This window comes from Streptomyces sp. GL_140 (assembly GCF_057834465.1).
Genome location: NZ_CM174404.1, coordinates 5,338,419 through 5,355,877, shown reverse-complemented (window position 1 = coordinate 5,355,877; position 17,459 = coordinate 5,338,419). Strand labels below are relative to the sequence as shown.

Sequence of the window (17,459 nt, the reverse complement as noted above, 5' to 3'; positions counted from 1 at the left end):
GTCCGGCCGTGGGCCGGGCGGCCCCTTTCGCTATGTGGTGGCTGGGGCGAGACGCCAGGTGTGGCCGGTCCGGGTGAGTCCGAGGTTGATCAGTCGGCGGAGGTTGAGGACGGCGGCGCGGTGGTGGAGCCAGATGCTGTTGGCGATGACGCCCCGGTGCGGGACTCGTCGGTTGCCTTTGCCGACGAGCCAGGCGATGGCGCGTTCGACCGGTGGCCGCCATCGGCGGTATTCGTTCTGCCAGGCCGGGTCGGTGGCCGCCTGTGCTCGGGCCGCGGCCAGCAGCTCGTGCTGGGGATGGACGTTCACGGTGCGTCCGGTCTTGGAGGCTGTGCAGCGTTCCCGCAGGGGGCAGTCGGTGCAGCCGCGCTTGAACTGGGCGGTGCGGGCGCCGTCCGCTTTGACCCGCCCGAGGTTGGCGGTGTGTCCCGCGGGGCAGGTCGCGGTGCCGGCCGCCTGGTCGATGTGGAAGTCGTCGATGGTGAAGCCGCCGGGGACGGCCCGCCGCATCGGCGGCGGCTTGATCACCAGAGTGTGGCCGGCGGCCTGCAGCTGCTCGCGCAGTTCACCGGTGCCGTAGGCGCAATCGCCGAGCACGGTTAACCCGTCGTTTTCCCCCTCCAGCAGATCGGCGGCGACGGAGGCCTCGTGATTGCCGGGACCATAGCCGCCGGTCAGGGCGACCGCGGTGAACAGCCCGGTCTCCGGCTCGAAGGACACATGCCCTTTGAAGCCGTCCTGGTGGCGGGTGCGGTTCTTGTGGATGTGACGGGCGTCGGGATCGACGGTCGATACGATCCGGTCCGGCGCTGTGCGCTTCGCGATGCGCCAGCGGCCGTCGCGGCCGTCGGAATCCTCGGCAGGCTCGACGTCCTGGCCAGCGACCAGGGCCAGCAGGCCCACCGCGTTCGCTGCCTTCTCGCCCAGTTCCTCCTCGGGCAGGTGCCCGAGGAGGTTGAAGGCGTCGGTCACCAGCGCGTCGACCAGCGCGGCGCGGGCCGCCTCATCGTTCCAGGCGATCTTCGGCTTGCCCGGATCGGTGTAGTCGTGCGCCGAGCACCACGCCGCGGCCGTCTCCTGGCCGCCGGGGACCTCGCGGATCACCCGGCGGATCGCGGAGATGATCTGGGTGACGGTGTCCTGGGTGGCCACCGCGTCATCGAGCACGGTGGAGTCCAGCGCCCGTCGCTGCTTTCCCTTGAGTACGCCGGTCGCGGCCACGACCTCTTTGACCGTGGTGAAGATCCGCATCGGATCGGCCGAAGTACGCAGACGGCGCCGAAAGTACGTCAGCAGCGACGGATCGAAGGCCATGTCATACAGGCCAAGCCCGCAGGCGGCCTTCCACCGCAGGTCACACCGCAGTTCCTGAACGGCCTCAAAGTCCGACAACCCCTGCAGACTCTGCAGCACCACCGTCGCGGCCAGCACCTGCGGCGGCAGACTCGGACGGCCGTTGGACGAGGGATACATGTCGGCGAAGGTCCCCGCCGGGAACAGTGCCTCGCGATGCTCGGCCAAGAATGCGAACACACTCCCCGCCGGGATCAACTCCCGGCAGGTCTCCCACACATCCGGCCCGACCGTCTCCCCGGCCCATTCCCCCTGCATGCCTACAAGACTGGCCCCGACTCGACCGAGCCGGGGCCAGAACCCGAGATTTTCAGCAACCTTCTAGGCCGTCTCTTTCGGATCTTGCCGGGGTCCGCGTCTGACAAGGCCGACAAGATCCGAAAGAGACGGCCTGGATGCCGGGCACCACGCACGGGCGTAGCGTCGCAGTGAGGACCTTTTTCCCCGTCGGCCGGGGGGATCCAAAGAGTCGAGATGCCAGTTTTGGTGCACAACCAGAGCGCGGACTGGACCCAGGACATCTACCAGACCGTCTTCGACAGAGCCATCCCCGACCGGACGAACCCGCCCGCCGGCCTCATCTCCCACGTAGCGACCTTTCTCGGGGACGGCGGTCTACAGGTCATGGACATCTGGGAATCGGAAGCCGCCTACCAGCGCTTCGTTCAGGAGGCGCTTGTCCCCGCCGCCCAGGACCTGGGGGCGCCGGGCTTCGACTCGAAGGTGTACGAGATCTACAACTCGCTGATCCCCTGATCGAGGGCCCCTCCCCGGCCTCCCCCCGAGGGTTCTGGGCTTCTGGGGTTCAATGGGGCACGTTCGCGAGGTGGGGCGGAGTGCCCCGGGGGGACGGGGAGAGTGGCTGTGCGCGTTCTTGCGGGCCGGTACGAGCTGACGGAGTTCGTGGGCCGGGGCGGCATGGGTGAGGTCTGGGCGGGGCGGGACCGGGTGATCGGCCGTCACGTCGCGGTCAAACTACTGCCCCACGACCGAGGCGACCGCAGCGACGCGGAGTTGTTCTTCCGCGAGGCACGCACCGCGGGCGGTCTCAACCACCGCGGCGTCGTCACCGTCCACGACATGGGTCAGGACCCGGCCGACGGGACGCTGTTCCTCGTCATGGAGTACATCGAGGGCCGCGACCTGGCGGCGGTGCTGCGCCAGGACGGTCCGCCCCCGGTGGCGGACGCGGTCGGGTGGGCCGCCCAGGGTGCCGCCGCGCTGGCCGCCGCCCATACGGCCGGCATCGTCCACCGGGACCTCAAGCCCGCCAACCTGATGCTCACCACGGGCGGCGAGATCAAGATCCTGGACTTCGGGATCGCCCGCTACATGGCGGCCAGCGACAAGTCCAGCAAGGTCATGGGCACGCTCGCCTACATGGCCCCCGAACGCTTCGACGAGCAGAGCGGGGACGCCCGCTCGGACCTGTACGCGTTCGGCTGCGTACTGCACGAACTCCTCACGGGAAGCACGCCTTTCGCGGCCACCGGCCCTGTAGCGATGATGACCGCGCACCTCAACAAGGCCCCCGTCCCGCCCCGCACGCTCCGGCCGGAGGTCCCGGCCGCGCTCGACGCGCTGGTGCTGCGCCTCCTGGCGAAGTCCCCCCAGGACCGCCCAGCCTCCGCCTCCGAGGTCCACGACACCCTGCGCGCCCTGGCCGCGACACTCCCCGCCCCGGCGCCGGCCCTGCCCGCGGAGCCCCCGCCCGGCTTCGGCCCCTCACCGGACCCCCTCCACAGCCTGGCCACCGAGACGGCGACGCCGCCGCCCGGGCCCCCGCACCCGACGGCCACGGCGAAGGCCGAAGACTCCGTAGAGGCCGTAACGCCGGAGGGGACCGGCGCGGCGGCAACGACGACGGAGGAGGACGGCAAGCCCCGCCACCTGTCCCGCAGGCGGGCGCTGTGGCTCGGCCTCGGCGCGGCCGCGCTGGCGGCGAGCGGCACCACGGCCGCCCTGCTCGCCCAGAACGGCAACCGTGGCACGCCACGGTCCGCCGGACACGACAACGGGGCAGGGGCTCCGTCCGCCGGGCAGCCGAGCCCCGGGCCGCGCGGCTGGCGCTTCGAGGCGAAGACGACCATCCCGACACCCCCGGTCCTGTCGGCCGGCACGCTCCGCTTCACCGACGGCCACACGATCTACGGTCTGGACGCGCTCACCGGCGCGGAACAGGCTCAGGTCACCGCCGACGGGACCAAGGAGGTGGGCGAGCTCACGGCGGCCGACGGCATGCTGTTCTTCGCCGACTCCGACGGGAAGCTCCACGCGCGCAGCGGCAGCGAGAGGTGGGTGTTCGCCGCCGGGGACTACATCCCCGGCAGGCCCGCCGTGGCCGAGGGCAGGGTCTTCTTCGGCAGCAAGGACGGCAAGGTCTACTCCGTCGACACGAACACCGGCCTGGAGGTCTGGAACTTCCCGACCGGAGACAAGGTCTTCTGCGCGCCGACCGTGGCCGACCAGACGGTCTACATCGGCGTCGCCGGCAAGGAACCGGGCCTGTACGCCTTCAACGCGGTGTCAGGGCAGATCAAGTGGGCCTTCCACGAAGGCGGCCAGTACTTCAAGACCCCCGCAGTGGCCGAAGGCCTCGTCTTCGCCACCGCCAACGACGACACCCTCTACGCCGTGGACGCCGCCACCGGCACCAAGAAGTGGTCCGCGTCCCTCAAGCGCGACGCGACCGCCGACCCCTGGTTCCGGCCCTCGCCCCCGGTCGTCACCTCGGACACCGTCTACGTCGGCGGCGGCGACAAGACCCTCCACGCGCTGGACCTGAAGACCGGTGCCAAGAAGTGGACCTTCGACATCAACGGCCCCTTCATCCCCTCGACGCCGACCGTGGCGAACGGGAGGGTCTACGTCGCCGACCTGCAGGACATGTACGGAACCGTCTACGCCCTCGACGCGACCGACGGGTTCCAGAAATGGACCGCCCGAACCGGCGCCAGGGTCAACGGCATGAACCTGTGGAACGCCCCGCTCGTCGCCAACGGCCTGGTCTACGTCACCAACGAAAGCGGCGTACTGGCCGTCAACGCCACCTCCGGAGACCTCCCCACCTGACCGCACTACCGCGCGACCGCACGACCGCGCCTCCGGTGCGCGCCGGGCCGCGGCCCCAACCACGACGCGGACGCGCACCGAAGGCGTTTCGGCGAACCGGCGGTTCAGGCCGTCACGAACAGCGGGGCGTGCAGTCGTTGAGGTAGAATAGCGGGCTCTGGGCGTCGAGCCAGTGGTAGCCGCTGTTGTCCCAGTACTCCCGGAACGAGACGTTGTAGTAGTGACCGTTGGGTACGCTCACGTTCCCGCCCGAGACGCGGCAGGTACCGCCGCCGCAGCCGTACGAACCGACCTTCCAGCTGTTCAGCAGGGTGCCGCCGGGGCCGCTGAACTCGTTCACGTACAGGTCGGCCCGCGCGATGGGGCCGTACAGGTACCCGGAGGCGACGATGGTGTGCGGGGTCGTCCAGTCCCCGCAGGGCTGAAGGCCCTCGGAGGAGTTGGCCCAGTAGGTGGCCCGGCATCCGGTGGCGGCGCTGGCGCTCCCGGCGGTGGTGAGGGAAACCCCGGCGGCGAGCGTCACGGTCGCGGCGGCGAGGGCGGCGGCGCGACGCAGCTTCGTCTTGAGCATGGTTCTCGGTTCTCGATTCCCTGAGAGCGGTGAGGTGGCACGCCGTTCCGTCGGTGGCCCGGCCCCGCCAGTGTTGGGGCGTACGGCATCCCCCGGATAGGTCTGGACCAGCCGATCGGCCGGCCGTGCCGGGAAGAGGTCACCGATGCGGAAATGGCATGATCCGCACCGGCGACAACGTCGCACACGGCCCACGGAGCCGGTGATCCAACCGGGACATTCAGGCGGACACCCCACACGCCCGCCCTGGCCCGCGCCACCCGGACCAGGCCGAAAACGTCCGGCGGATCATCCATCCCCGGCGGGCGGGGGCAACGAAAAATGGACTCATCCGAGCGCCTTCGCATCCGTACACTGCTGCGAGACGCACGACGGACGAGGAACAGGAGGTGGTACCGGTGAAGCTTGCCGAGGCACTTGCGGAACGCAAGGACACGACGCGACGCGTGGAACAACTGCGGGCGCGCATAGTCAGCAACGCGCGGTACCAGGAGGGCGAACCGCCCTCCGAGGACGCGGCGCAGCTGCTGGCTGACGCCGGCGAGGCGATGGACACCCTGGAGTCCCTGATCCGGCGGATCAACCGCACCAACGCCACCATCGACATGGGCCCGGACGGCACCCTCACCGACGCGCTCGCACGCCGGGACGTACTACGGCTGCGCCACTCGGTGGTCACCGCAGCCGCGGACGCGGCGGCGGGTACGGGCGAGCGGGGCTACGGCAGGCAGCTGCGTTCCGAACTGGTGACGCTGTCGGCACTACCGGTCGCGGAACTGCGCGGCCGGGCGGACGTGCTCGCGCGGGAGATCCGCGAGCTCGACGTGCGCATCCAGCGCACGAACTGGGAAGCCGACCTGCTGGACTGACGTTCCGGAGTCCGGCAGGACGGGGTCATGTGGAGCAGGTAGTCGCTTCGGAGGCGAGCACAAACCGAGGGCCGGCGGTTCTTCCGACCCACTCTTGGTGTGTGAAGAGCAACGCGGGGGTTCGAGTCCCCAATGACAGTGCAGCTCAGCACGGCACACAAGTAACAGTGCACAACACACGGCACATCACCACGTGCAGATCCGAAGCGATGAGGGCGGGTTCGGGGCTCTCCACACGGCCTCTTCCGGCGGTCGCAGTCGACGTAATGTCGACGGCGACCGCCGGTTTTGCTTCGTTCGCGCCGATGCCCTACTGGCCGGAGCCGCGCGGGAAGGTGATCTCGACCCGGCGGTTCTTCTTGCGGCCTTCCTCGGTGCCGTTGTCGGCGATCGGATAGTCCTCGCTGTAGCCGCGCACGTCGAAGACGACACTGGGGTTCGTCACGGTCTTCGCCAGCTCGGCCTGCACGGCATCGGCCCGCTTCTTGGAGAGCTCCTTGCCGTGCTCGTAGCTGCCCTGGTCGTCCGTGAACCCGAAGACGCGGACCCGGGTCGCCCTCTGCGTGTTGATCTCCTGCGCGATGGCCTGTATCCGCGCGGCCGCCTGGGCGTTGAAGACCGCGCTGTCCTCCGGGAACATCACCTCGGACTGCAGCGCCATCATGACGGTCTGATTCGTCTCCTGCCGCCGCTGCTCACCCCCGAGATCCTCGACGACTTCGGCGATGTCCAGCACTTTGATGGGCGCGAGGGTGCCGCCTTGGGGGATCTTGAGGCCGGGGGCTTTGGAGTCGATGGGTACGGGGGCTAAGGCGGACGGCTCTGTTCCGGGGGGTACGGAGGGTGTGGGGTTGTCTGCGTAGGCACTCGTCGCGCCGATTAGGTGGGCACCGGCGATGACGAGGCCGGCGACTGCCGTAGCGGCGGTGGTGCGGTGGCGGTTTGTCATGGGGTCACCCGGAGAGTTTGACGGTAGCCGTGGCGAAGGTGGGCAGACTGAACTCCACCTCGGAGGAACTGGTGGGCGGCGCTGGGAACTGCGCGAAGAACGGGATCGTCTGATCGGGTTCAATCGCGGCCACGCCACTCGTGCAGAGGCAGCGCCCATCCGTGTCACGCAGCACGTAGTAGCGCTTCTTACCCGCCTTGTCGACGAGCGTGGCACCGCCCACCGACTCGCCACTCCCGGTGAGCGCCTTCTCAGTGCCCCGCCAAGCAGTGGTCTTCACATACTGCTGCTTGCCGGTGTTCTTGATCTGACCGCTGACGGTTAGAAACCCACCTGCATCGCGCTTGGCCGAGTTGATCGTCAGTACGACACCGTCCTCCCCATTGACCGTGGCAAGGACCTCAAGCGGTGCAGAGCTTTGACTCGGACCAGGCGCGGGTGTCTGGGACGCCCCGCCCTGAGGAGACGAGGCGGAAGGGCTTTGTGCGGCCTTCGGCTTCTCATCGCCTCCACCGCATCCGGCCAGAGTGAGGGCCAAGACCGCCGCAACCGCTACGGCCGCTCCCCTGCGGACCTTCACCATCTGCCGCATGCTCATGTACGCCGCTTCCTTGTCTCTCACGTCGTCAATCGACCAGTCGCACACTAAAGAGAACCCTTGCCAGTTTGGGCAATTGGCCTGGATTCAGTGGATCCAGAATGATGTCTTTGCCGCCATCGCAGCTGATGTTCACCGGGTCAGGCTTCGGAGCCTCCCCGTCAGGGGGCACGGACGGGGTGGAGGCCATCCCAAGAGAGCAGCGCGGCTTGATCAGCGCTGTGGCCTTGGCCTCTCCATGCGCTCCTCCCGTCCCTGGTACGACCGATGAACCAATGGTCTTCGTGGTAGTCACCGTGACTGTGAATCGTGGGGGGTTCGCATCACAGGCAGCCGTCGCCTCGTTCTCCCTGGCGTACGTGGTGGCCTTCCCGCAAGCTCCAACGGTGTCGAAGGCCTTCCCGTCGAGGATCTTCTCCCAGTCAGCCGGTTTGAGATCCGCCAGGTTGAGGCCGCCGAACACCTTGTCCCGCGCCTCTCCGGCTGCTGCCAACGCCGCCGCATCCGCAGCACCCTGCGCATCGCTGCGGATGACGCCGGCCATTCCGACAACAACGAAGGCCAGAGCGGCGAAGAGAAACCCCGTCACTGCCACGATGTAGATGGGGAACGCCTGCCCCCGGTCGTCGAGCCTCCGGGCCATTAGCCGGCCTTGATCAGCCCGACCTGCGACTTGATCTTCTCGACGATCGTCGTACCGATCCCAGTTCCCACCATCGCTCCGATGATCACTACAACCACCAGGATGATCCCGAGGTATTCGAAGGCGGTCTGCCCCCGGTCCGTCGCCGCATACCGCTGGCGCGTCCTCGCGACGGCTGTGTCCATCCATCCGCTCACGCGAATCTTCGTCTGTACGGTCGCCTTGAGCAGCGTGCTGTGTGACATGGGGGATCCCTCCCGGCCGAGTGCCGCTGTCGATTCGCGGACGGTACGTCGAGTCACCAGTCGTTACCAAGGGTCCCGGGGCCCAATTACGGACCCACTGCGCACTCCGTCTACCCATGGCCACTCACCCCTGGACGCGCCGTTCCCAGCCAGCGCGCTATCGCCTCGCTGCGGGTCGCGCTCTGCAGCTTGGCGAAGATGCGGTTGATGTGGTTCTTGACCGTCTTCTCGCTGATGAAGCAGGTGGCGGCGATCTGCTGGTTGTTCATTCCTGACGCGATGAGTTCCATGATCTCCACCTCCCGCGAACTGAGCCCGAAGACAACCGAGTTGTGCAGACGTTCACTAGACTGTGCCACAGTTCGTTGCGGTTGCGAAGAGGTCCGTAGTTCCGTGAGCAACGCGCTCGCCGCCGATGGCGTGAAATGGGGGCGGCCCTCGCGCACGTCACGGACCGCTCGGATCAGGTCGTCGGGGGTGAACTCCCCGTGGACCAGGTAGCCGCCGGCCCCCAACAGGAGGGCCTCGCGGACGATTTCCGATTCACGGCTGTACGTCAGCATCAGGACCGGGGCCAGGGAGACCAGATGGGGCAAGGCCGAGATGCCGTCCACTCCCGGCATCCGTACGTCCAGCAGGACGACCTGCGGGGCGTGCAGCCGGGTCAGCCGCAGGGCCTCGCGGCCGTCCGCGGCCTCGGCCACCACCTCGATGCCCTCGGTCGCCGTCAGGAGGGCGGCCAGGCCGGCCCGGACGACCGGGTTGTCGTCCGCGATCAGAACGCGCAGCGGTGTCGGCATCACGCGGCACGCACCCCCAGCGCCGCGAGCGGCAGCTCCAGTCGGACCTGGAACCCCGAACCGTTCGGGCCGGAGCCGATGTCCAGGCGGGCGCCGATGGCGGCGGCGCGTTCCGTCATGCCCAGCAGGCCGAAGTGACCCCGGCGGGCGAGAGTCGAGAGGTCCACGCCGCCCGGGAGGCCTGGGCCGTCGTCCTCGATGGTCAGGGTGAGGTGGGTGGGGTTCGCGGCCAGGCGGACCGTGGCGCGCGCGGCGGTCCCCGCGTGTCGGCGGGTGTTCTCCAGTGCCTCCGAAGCCACCGCCAGCAGGTGGCGGGCCACCGCGCCCGGGATCACCGGGAGGACTCCCGACGTGTGGAGCTCCGCGTCCCCGGTCAACGAACGCAGGTGCGGGAACAGGGACACCCCCGGGGTGTCCAGGTCCCGCCGCAGGTCCGTCAGCAGGGCTCGGGATTCCGCCGCGGCGGCACGGGCAGCCGCCGACAGGACTTCCGCCTGGCGGCGGATCGCCGACGGGTCGGTGGTGCGGGCCAGGGCGTCCGCCGTCAGGGCCAGGCCGTGCAGGGTCTTCGACACCGAGTCGTGCATCTCCCGGGCCAGGTGGTCGCGCTCCGCGCGGACCGCGTCCGCCACAGCCAGGCGGGCCCGGGTCTCGGTCAGGGCCTGGCTCGCCGTGCCGAAGCGGACGAGGAGGTCGCGCAGGCAGGATCCCGCGGCGCCCGCGAGCAGGCACAGGGTGGGAAGGATCAGGGTGCCCGCCAGAGCGCCGACCGCGACCGCCTGGACCGCCGCGTAGACCGCCGAGCCCCGCCACCCGTAGACCAGCCCGGCCAGGAGAGGGGTGCAGAGCGAGACGAAGCCCAGCGGGGACTCGGGGGTGGCCGTGATCAGGAGGAGGGCGCTGAAGCCCATGTCCGCCGCCAGGAGCCAACGGTGCCTGAGGAGGAGCGGGCCGAAGCGTTCCCAGTCGCGGAAGAGGACGTAGGACAGCATGAAGGTCAGGAGGATGGCGGCGCCCACGAGGTACGTGGGTCCCCCGTGTGCCGTGCGCGCCAGGGCCAGCGGTGCGCCCAGGGCGATCATGACGAGGCGGAACGCGAAGACCTGGCGGCACAGGGCCCTGAGCGCGTTCGCCTGGAGGGTCGGGGAGGGCACGGCGACGGAGGGTGCCGGCCGTGCGAGGTCCAGTACCGCCATGGTGGTCACCCGCCCCCGAACAGGGCGCCGAAGTCCACGTTCGCTCCGTAGACGAACCCGCACACCAGCAGGATCAGAGTGCCCGGCAGCATGAACGTCGTGACCGCGAAGGTCGCCTTCGGGACCGCCCGTGCCGCCCGGCGGCGGGCGTTCTGCGCGTCCGTGCGCCGCATGTCCTCGGCGATCGCGATCAAGGTCTCCACGATCGGGGAGCCGAGCTCCTCGCCCTGCTGGAGGGCGGTGACGAACTGGGCGACCTGCTCGGAGTCGTTGCGGCGGCGCAGCTCGTCGAAGGCCTGGCGGCGGCTGACTCCCATGTCCATCTGCTGGAGGGTGATGCGGATCTCGTCGGCCCACGGGCCCTCGTACTTGTCGGCCACCCGTCCCAGGGCCTGGCGGAAGCCCAGGCCGGCGCTGACGACGACCGCGAGGACGTCCAGGAAGTCCGGGAGCGTCCGCTCGATGTGGTCCCGGCGGATGCGGACCGCCGACCACAGGCCGACCTCGATCCAGAACAGGCCGAAGGCCACCATGAGGAGGGCCGGGACCAGTTGGCCGTTGATCAGCATGGCGAAGGCGCCGAGGGCGCCCAGGAATCCGTACACGGCGCGGCGGGCCGCATAGCGGTCGATGGTGAGGCCGGCCGGGTTTCCGGCGGAGTCGATCTGGCGGCGCTTGCGTGCCACCCGGGTGGGGCCCATCAGGCGCAGGACGAGGGGTGCGTAGCGGATGCCCATGCGGTCGACAGCCGAGCCGACCGCGGTCGTGCGGGTGGCGCCGACCTCCAGGGCCAGGGCCAGGTCGGTGGGGAGTTTGGCATCGGCCCGGTAGAGGCGCACGCCGTGGAAGATCCCGAAGACGGAGATCCCGACTACGACGGCCAGGAGCAGAGCGGTCACGGTTTCGGGCTCCTCACACGTCGATCTTCGACATACGGCGGATGAGGACGAAGCCCAGCGTGAAGAGGCCGATCGAGACCAGGACCGCCGTCTGGCCGATGAAGGCACCCGTCATGCGGTCCAGCGCGCCCGGCATCATCGCGTTCACCAGGAACAGCGAGCCGAGCCCGATCGCCGGGACCAGGTACGCCGTCGCCGTCACCTGGGAGAGCTGGGTGCGGACCTCTCGCCGGGTCTCCTTGCGCTGTTCCAGCGTCACGGTCAGGTTGCGCAGGCTGCCTACGATCGCCCCGCCCGCCCGCGCCGAGAGGACCAGGGTGGAGACCAAGACGACCAGCTCGCGCGACGGGAGCCGCTGCGTGAGCTCGCTCAGCGACTCCTCGATGGAGTGGCCGATGGCCAGGCGGTCGGCGACGCGGGTGAGTTCCTCGCCGGCCGGGGCTTCGAGTTCCTCCGCCGCGATCCCGATGGCGGTGCGCAGGGCCAGGCCGGCCTGGGTGGCGTTGGCCAGGATGCGGGCCAGTTCGGGGAGCTGGCTGATGAAGCGTTCCGTGCGGCGCGTGCGCTGCCAGTTGAGGAAGGCGTTGGCCGACCAGAGGCCGATGGCGCCCGCGACCGGGCCGAAGAAGGGGGCCAGGAGGGAGGCCGCCAGGAGCCAGACCGCCGCGACCGAGGCGAGCATGTAGGCGAAGAACTCCCCCGGGGTCACGTCCAGACCGGTGGTCGCCAGCTTGATCTCGATGCGCTTGCCGAGCTGCGTGCGCCGCAGCCTGCGGTCCAGGGCGCGGAAGCGGCGTACGCGGCCCAGTGGGTCGGGGGCTCCGCTCGCCGAGAGCCGGTCGATGAGGGCGGCGCGCTGGGCACGGCCCTTGGAGTAGGCGTGGACGCCCCAGATCACGAACAGGCAGGAGAGCAGGGTGGCTGCGAGGGTGAGGGAGACGTATGGGTTCACAGGGCGGTCCCGCTGATCGGGCGCGGCATAGTGAGTTCGTCTTCCGGCAGGGCCACGCCGAAGGCCTGCGGGATCGGCTGGCTGTTCATGTAGAGCCGGTCCGCGATGCGGCGCGGCAGGGGGTAGTAGGTGAAGTAGCCCTGGACTCGGGCGTCCGCGCCCATGGGCTGGGGGACGAAGCGGCAGACCGGGATGATCCGGAACGGTTCGCGGCCGTGCGAGTCGAGGATGGAGATCTCGGTGATGCGGCGCGTGCCGTCGCCGAAGCGGGTCAGCTGGACGACGACGTTGACGGCGCTGTTGATCTGGTCCTGGAGCGCTTCGAAGGGGATCTCCACCTCCGACATGGAGGCGAGGGTCTGGAGGCGCATCAGGGCGTCCTCCGAGCTGTTCGCGTGGACGGTGGCCAGGGAGCCGTCGTGGCCCGTGGACATGGCCTGGAGCATGTCGAGCGTCTCGCCGCCGCGGACCTCGCCGACGATGATGCGGTCGGGGCGCATGCGCAGGGAGTTGCGGACGAGGTCGCGGATGGTGATCCGGCCCTTGCCCTCCACGTTCGCCGGGCGGGATTCGAGACGGATCACGTGCGCCTGCTGGAGCTGGAGCTCGGCGGAGTCCTCGATGGTGATGATCCGCTCGCCCTCCGGGATCAAGCCGGAGAGGGCGTTGAGGAGGGTGGTCTTGCCGGTGCCGGTGGCGCCGGAGACGATCACGTTCATCTTGGCCGCCACCAGCCCGGACAGCAGCAGGAGCATGTGCTCGTCCAGGGAGCCCAGGCCGACCATCTCGTGCAGGGTGAAGGCCCGCGGGAAGCGCCGGATCGTGAGCGTGGCGCCCGTGAGGGAGAGCGGCGGGATGATGACGTTGACGCGCTCGCCGCTGGGCAGGCGGGCGTCGACCATCGGGTTGGCCTCGTCCACGCGGCGGTTGACGGTGGAGACGATGCGCTCGATGGTCTGCATCAGCTGGTCGTGCGAGGCGAAGCGCAGCGGGAGCTGCTCCACGCGGCCGGAGCGTTCCACGAAGATCTGGTCGGGGCCGTTGACCATGATCTCGGAGATGGTGGGGTCTTCGAGGAGCGGTTCGAGCACGCCGAGGCCCAGCGCCTCGTCGACGACGCGGCGGATCAGCTGGGAGCGCTCCGCGGTGGACAGGACCGGGCCCTCGCGGCTGATGATGTGGCCGAGCACGCGCTCCAGGCGCGCCCGGCGCTCGGCGGGCGCGAGCGCGGACATCTCCGCGAGGTCGATCTCCTCCAGCAGCTTGGCGCGGTACGAGGAGACCAGCCGGCCGTCCTCGCGAGGGTTGTGGCGGTCGTCGGGTGTGTTGACCCGGGAACGCAGGCTCATGGTCAGGGTCCCTTCGGGTCGTCGTTGGGCATGACGGCGGTGGCCGTCGCCGGGTCGGGGTCGAGTCCCGGGATGATCGAGTTGATCTTGATGGTCACCCGCGCGGTGACGGCGTCGGCGTTCTTGGTCACGCTGATGTCGGCGCCCAGGCCCTCCCGGACGGCCGCCTGCCCCGCGGCCGCTCCGCCCGAGCCGTAACGGGCCTCCACGCGGGCCGCCGTGCGCGCGGCGGTCTCGGCCTGCTGGTGGACGTACGCGACCCAGCCCAGCTGGATGCCGCACAGTGCGACGAACAGCAGGATCGGGACGAAGCCGATGTACTCGATGGCCACTTGGCCCCGGTCGGAGCGAGAGCGTCGCCTCATGCCGTCATTCCTCCCTCTCCATCGCCGCGCCGGCCGTGCCGTCGATCGAGCCGAATCCGAGGCCGGGGAACAGTACGGGGATGTTGAGGGTGACGGTCGCCTTGTAGACGTCCCCGGACGCGCCGCAGCTGACGGACTTCTTCCAGCCGGTCCCGATGTACTTGCCCGCCGCCGCCTGGCACTCGGCGGCCCCCTTCACCGCACCCGCGCGCGCCGCCTCGTCCGCCGCGTTCCCGGCGAGGGAGAAGGCGTACCCGATCAGTACGCACTCCCACACCGCCGCCACGAGCAGCAGGACCAGCGGCACCGTACCGACGAACTCGATCGCCACCTGGCCCCGGTCCCGGCCCCGATCCCGGCCCCGACGTCGTTCGCCGCCGCGTACGGGTCTGCGCGCGGGCACCGCTCAGCCCTCCCGGCCGCGGCGCAGCCACGGGCCGAGGGCGCCGCGGTCGCCGCCGCGCAGGCGGGCCACCGGGCCGGAGGCCCGCACGGCCACCGCCGCGCCCGGCTCTGCGGGCGCGGCCGTCGGTGAACCGGGGGCGTCCGGCGCCGTCAGCAGCCCCAGTTCCCCGGCCACCGCCCACAGCGCCTGTTTCACCGTCGAGCGGTTGTCGAGGTCCTGGACGCGGCCCGCGTCCACGACCGCCTGGAGTTCCTTGAAGGCGGCCGGCACCGGGGTGCGTACGGCACGGGTCTTCGTGATCTTCTCGATCAGCGAGGGCTGTATCTCGGTGTTCTTGCTCCAGCGGTTGACGACCATCGCCGTGTCCTCCGCCTTGCGGACCTGGAGCCGTTCCCACATCCGGACCATCCGCTTGGCCGCCCGGACCGCGACCACGTCGGGGGTGGTGACCAGGACCGCCACGTCCGCCGTCTCCACCGCCGCCGCGTTGGCTCCGGTCACCTGGGTGCCGCAGTCGATGACGACGACCTCGTAGCGGGCGCGCAGGGCGGCGATCACGTGCCGGGCGGCCCGGTCGTCGACCTCCTCGCCCCGTTCGCCGTCCGCCGGGGCGAGGAGCAGGGCGAGTCCGGTGCGGTCGTCGTAGACCGCGTCCTGCAGGACGCGCGGCGAGATGTCCTGGATGCCGGCGAGGTCGGCGATGGAGCGGCGGAACTGCACGTCGAGGTAGGAGCCGACGTCGCCGGCCTGGAGGTCCATGTCGACCAGGGCGGTGCGCCGTCCCGCGGCCGCGGCGGCCAGCGCGAACTGCACGGCGGTGAAGGTGGCGCCAACTCCGCCCTTGGCCCCGGTGACGGTGACCACCCGCCCGCCGGGGCCGGTGGGGAGCTCCGGGCCGCGGCCCAGGTGTCGGCGTACGCCCACGGACCACTGGGCGGCGGCCTGGACGCGGGCCGCGAGTTCCTCGTAGGTCGGCGGGAGGCCGATCAGGCCGCGCGCGCCGGAGTCCATGGCGGCGGAGAAGAGCGCGGGGCTCGCGTCCGAGGTGACCAGGACGACGCCGACCGCCGGGAAGCGCAGGGCGACCTCGCGGATGAGCTCCAGGGCCGGGAGCGGACCGATCCGCTCGTGTACGAGGACCACCTCGGGCAGTTCGTCGATCGACTCGGTGGCGAGCCGGCCCAGCATCTCGAGGAGGAAGGTGGAATCGGCGACGGGGGCGGCGGGCTCGGCGCCCGGGAGCTGGCTGAGGAGGGTGGCGATGACGCGGGCGGCTTCGGGGTCGCCGACCGCGGGCAGGATCCGGGTGGTCATCCGCACCTCACCTGTCCCCTTCGAGGGTGTAGAAGTGGTCGCTCGGGCTGGGCGTCGAGTCGGTGCCGGGGGCCACCAGGGCCAGGCGTACGTGCTCCGCGAAGGACTCGGCGTACGCGACGCGCTCGGTGTCCTTGGTGCTCAGGGCGAAGGTGATCGGGACGGCCTCGGCCGGACCCTTCTTGTCGCTGTCCTTGTCCAGGGCGGTGAGCCGGCCGACGTTGATGACGCGGGCGTTGGCCACCATGACCACGGCCACGTCGGGGTCGGTCGGCTTCTTGCCCTTGAAGGTGCCCAGGATGTTGACCTTGGCACCGGGGGTGATCTTGCCCGCCACGCCGGTGGAGGCGTCGATCATGATGGCGATCTCCTGCTCGCCGGCCTGGAGCTTGGGCCGGTCGACGAACATGTCGCTCTGGAGCAGCGATCCCTGCTTCAGAGCGGTGAGCGCCATCTTGTCCTTGAGCTGGCCGAGGTCGGTGACGGCGGTGTCGGACAGCCACCGCTTGGGGACCGTGACCTGCTCGAACTGGCCTGCCGCCAGCGGGGTGTACGGAGGTATGTCGCCCTTCACGCGGTACGCGACGACCTCGGCCCCGACCTTGGAGTTGACGTCTCCGATCAACACCAGGACTCCACCGAAGGCGGCAAGGGCGCACAGGACCGACAGGATCAGCAGGATGACGCCGCGGCGCTGGCGTGAGTTCATCGCGGTCTTACCTCGCCGTTCTTCATTCGTTCGGGCCGGTCAGAGTCTTGATCTGGATCTGGGGCGCAGCTGAGCGGCGGGAGCCGTCGGCGGGGGCGGCGCGGTGAGCGGGGCGGCGCAGAAGCCGCAGCGGTCTCCGATGAGTTCGAAGCCGCACCATCGGCACTCCTCGCGGCGGACCGAGGCGACCAGCTGGTAGAGGACCGAGGGGTCCGGGATGGCGGCGGCGAACTCGACCAGTTTGGGCGTGGCCCACCAGGCCGCCGAGTCGGCGGGCAGCGGGTTCTCCATCACCCCCTGGACCTTCCAGGCGGGGGCCAGGTCCGAGACCACCCAGTCGGAGGCGAGCTGGCCGCGGGCGAAGGTGAGGTGGGTGGCGAAGTCCGGACCCGCGGGCAGGGCGCCGCCGCCGTGTGCGCCGCCCGATCCCGAGCCCAGTTTGGCCAGGTACGGAGACGGGTTGGCCAGGACGGCGAACTGTGCGTTCGGCGCCCAGGACTTGGCGTGCGCCTTGAGCCCGACCGGGACCCGGTCCAGCTTGGCGACCGAGCCGAGCAGCGCGCCGGCGTAGATGTAGTGGGCGAGCAGCCGGGCGGCGGAGGCAAGGACTCCGGGGCTGAAGTCGCAGACGCTGAGCTGGCGCAGCTGACGCACCAGCAGGGCGGTCGCCAGCGGCGGGAGATCGATGTCGACCAGCGCGATCCGGTCGGTTTCCAGGATGGCCCGAACGGTGTGCAGGCGCCGGGCCTCGGAGGCCGGCAGCCAGCTGGGTACGACGACCACGAGATGGCCGTGGCGCTCGAGCAGTTCGGCCGTCCGGGCGAGTGCGCCCTCCAGGTCGAGCTCGTGCGGCGGTGCCAGCACGGCGGCCGCGGGAGTGTGCCGGTCCGGGGCCGGCAGCATCAGATCGGCGCTGGTGACAGCAATGGCGGTCGGCACGCGCATCCCCCCGTTCACCCGGTACTCCACGGGCGTTCCCCTGACCGTGGTGCGTGCGCGCATGCTGCGCGACCGCAAACGACCAACACCCTTCCCCCTTGCCCGAGCACCATATCCGCGTCCTTCCTGACAGGGCAGGGCCTTGCGAATTCCCGTGCCGTCAGCACGTGTCACAGGTGGCGGGAAATACGGACAACAAGGATCGGAAGACGACCGGTGCGGCGATCGGT

At 70.1% G+C, this 17,459-nt stretch carries 19 protein-coding genes; 3 read left to right on the top strand and 16 right to left on the bottom strand.

Annotation, left to right across the window (positions count from 1 at the left end; translation table 11 throughout):
• Nucleotides 1–30 precede the first annotated feature (30 nt).
• Nucleotides 31–1,611, bottom strand: a complete 1,581-nt coding sequence (locus tag AC3IYJ_RS24975; RefSeq protein ID WP_489396696.1) for an IS1182 family transposase — start codon at nucleotides 1,609–1,611, stop codon at nucleotides 31–33.
• A gap of 216 nt (nucleotides 1,612–1,827) precedes the next feature.
• On the opposite strand from AC3IYJ_RS24975, the gene AC3IYJ_RS24970 reads away from it, so the two are divergent.
• Together AC3IYJ_RS24970 and AC3IYJ_RS24965 are read left to right on the top strand one after the other, a co-directional pair.
• Nucleotides 1,828–2,109 (top strand): hypothetical protein, encoded by a 282-nt coding sequence (locus AC3IYJ_RS24970; RefSeq protein WP_489396981.1) that lies wholly within the window; start codon nucleotides 1,828–1,830, stop codon nucleotides 2,107–2,109.
• Nucleotides 2,110–2,217: 108 nt separating this feature from the next.
• Entirely contained in the window at nucleotides 2,218–4,425 is a 2,208-nt protein-coding gene (locus AC3IYJ_RS24965; RefSeq protein WP_489396980.1) for a protein kinase domain-containing protein, read from the top strand.
• 112 nt (nucleotides 4,426–4,537) lie between these two features.
• Here the strand turns inward: AC3IYJ_RS24965 and AC3IYJ_RS24960 are convergent, their stop codons facing one another.
• Nucleotides 4,538–4,996, bottom strand: a complete 459-nt coding sequence (locus tag AC3IYJ_RS24960) for a hypothetical protein (protein ID WP_489396979.1) — start codon at nucleotides 4,994–4,996, stop codon at nucleotides 4,538–4,540.
• Between the two features lie 398 nt (nucleotides 4,997–5,394).
• Between AC3IYJ_RS24960 and AC3IYJ_RS24955 the strand changes: the two genes are divergently transcribed.
• Nucleotides 5,395–5,865, top strand: coding sequence for a DIP1984 family protein (locus tag AC3IYJ_RS24955; protein WP_489396978.1), 471 nt, complete (start codon nucleotides 5,395–5,397; stop codon nucleotides 5,863–5,865).
• Nucleotides 5,866–6,175: 310 nt separating this feature from the next.
• Here the strand turns inward: AC3IYJ_RS24955 and AC3IYJ_RS24950 are convergent, their stop codons facing one another.
• The 14 genes from AC3IYJ_RS24950 to AC3IYJ_RS24885 all read right to left on the bottom strand — a co-directional run bounded on the left by AC3IYJ_RS24950 (nucleotide 6,176) and on the right by AC3IYJ_RS24885 (nucleotide 17,235).
• The gene (locus AC3IYJ_RS24950) at nucleotides 6,176–6,814 is read right to left on the bottom strand and encodes an OmpA family protein (protein WP_489396977.1); all 639 of its coding nucleotides are present in this window, start codon (nucleotides 6,812–6,814) and stop codon (nucleotides 6,176–6,178) included.
• A 4-nt stretch (nucleotides 6,815–6,818) separates the two neighbouring features.
• Nucleotides 6,819–7,412 carry a hypothetical protein gene (locus AC3IYJ_RS24945; protein WP_489396976.1) on the bottom strand — a complete coding sequence of 198 codons (594 nt, stop codon included), beginning with the start codon at nucleotides 7,410–7,412 and terminating at the stop codon, nucleotides 6,819–6,821.
• A 28-nt stretch (nucleotides 7,413–7,440) separates the two neighbouring features.
• The gene (locus AC3IYJ_RS24940) at nucleotides 7,441–8,055 is read right to left on the bottom strand and encodes a pilus assembly protein TadG-related protein (protein WP_489396975.1); all 615 of its coding nucleotides are present in this window, start codon (nucleotides 8,053–8,055) and stop codon (nucleotides 7,441–7,443) included.
• Nucleotides 8,055–8,300: a hypothetical protein gene (locus AC3IYJ_RS24935; RefSeq protein ID WP_489396974.1), complete on the bottom strand. Its 246-nt coding sequence runs from the start codon at nucleotides 8,298–8,300 to the stop codon at nucleotides 8,055–8,057. Before AC3IYJ_RS24935 ends, AC3IYJ_RS24940 begins: the two co-directional genes overlap by 1 nt.
• A 110-nt stretch (nucleotides 8,301–8,410) precedes the next feature.
• Nucleotides 8,411–9,100, bottom strand: coding sequence for a response regulator (locus AC3IYJ_RS24930; RefSeq protein ID WP_489402916.1), 690 nt, complete (start codon nucleotides 9,098–9,100; stop codon nucleotides 8,411–8,413).
• A complete protein-coding gene (locus AC3IYJ_RS24925; RefSeq protein WP_489396973.1) occupies nucleotides 9,100–10,296 on the bottom strand; it encodes a sensor histidine kinase in 1,197 nt (398 codons plus the stop codon). The genes AC3IYJ_RS24930 and AC3IYJ_RS24925 overlap by 1 nt, the downstream gene beginning before the upstream one ends.
• A gap of 5 nt (nucleotides 10,297–10,301) precedes the next feature.
• Entirely contained in the window at nucleotides 10,302–11,195 is an 894-nt protein-coding gene (locus AC3IYJ_RS24920; protein ID WP_489396972.1) for a DUF5936 domain-containing protein, read from the bottom strand.
• Between the two features lie 13 nt (nucleotides 11,196–11,208).
• Nucleotides 11,209–12,147, bottom strand: coding sequence for a type II secretion system F family protein (locus tag AC3IYJ_RS24915; RefSeq protein WP_489396971.1), 939 nt, complete (start codon nucleotides 12,145–12,147; stop codon nucleotides 11,209–11,211).
• The gene (locus AC3IYJ_RS24910) at nucleotides 12,144–13,496 is read right to left on the bottom strand and encodes a TadA family conjugal transfer-associated ATPase (protein WP_489396970.1); all 1,353 of its coding nucleotides are present in this window, start codon (nucleotides 13,494–13,496) and stop codon (nucleotides 12,144–12,146) included. Before AC3IYJ_RS24910 ends, AC3IYJ_RS24915 begins: the two co-directional genes overlap by 4 nt.
• A gap of 2 nt (nucleotides 13,497–13,498) precedes the next feature.
• The gene (locus AC3IYJ_RS24905; RefSeq protein WP_489396969.1) at nucleotides 13,499–13,861 is read right to left on the bottom strand and encodes a TadE/TadG family type IV pilus assembly protein; all 363 of its coding nucleotides are present in this window, start codon (nucleotides 13,859–13,861) and stop codon (nucleotides 13,499–13,501) included.
• A 4-nt stretch (nucleotides 13,862–13,865) separates the two neighbouring features.
• The gene (locus AC3IYJ_RS24900; protein WP_489396968.1) at nucleotides 13,866–14,192 is read right to left on the bottom strand and encodes a TadE/TadG family type IV pilus assembly protein; all 327 of its coding nucleotides are present in this window, start codon (nucleotides 14,190–14,192) and stop codon (nucleotides 13,866–13,868) included.
• Nucleotides 14,193–14,267: 75 nt separating this feature from the next.
• Complete coding sequence (locus AC3IYJ_RS24895) at nucleotides 14,268–15,581, bottom strand: CpaE/TadZ family protein (protein WP_489396967.1); 1,314 nt, start codon at nucleotides 15,579–15,581, stop codon at nucleotides 14,268–14,270.
• A gap of 7 nt (nucleotides 15,582–15,588) precedes the next feature.
• On the bottom strand, nucleotides 15,589–16,290 hold the full coding sequence (gene cpaB / locus AC3IYJ_RS24890) for a Flp pilus assembly protein CpaB (RefSeq protein WP_489396966.1): 702 nt from the start codon (nucleotides 16,288–16,290) through the stop codon (nucleotides 15,589–15,591).
• A 39-nt stretch (nucleotides 16,291–16,329) separates the two neighbouring features.
• Nucleotides 16,330–17,235, bottom strand: coding sequence for a hypothetical protein (locus tag AC3IYJ_RS24885; RefSeq protein ID WP_489402915.1), 906 nt, complete (start codon nucleotides 17,233–17,235; stop codon nucleotides 16,330–16,332).
• Nucleotides 17,236–17,459 lie beyond the last annotated feature (224 nt).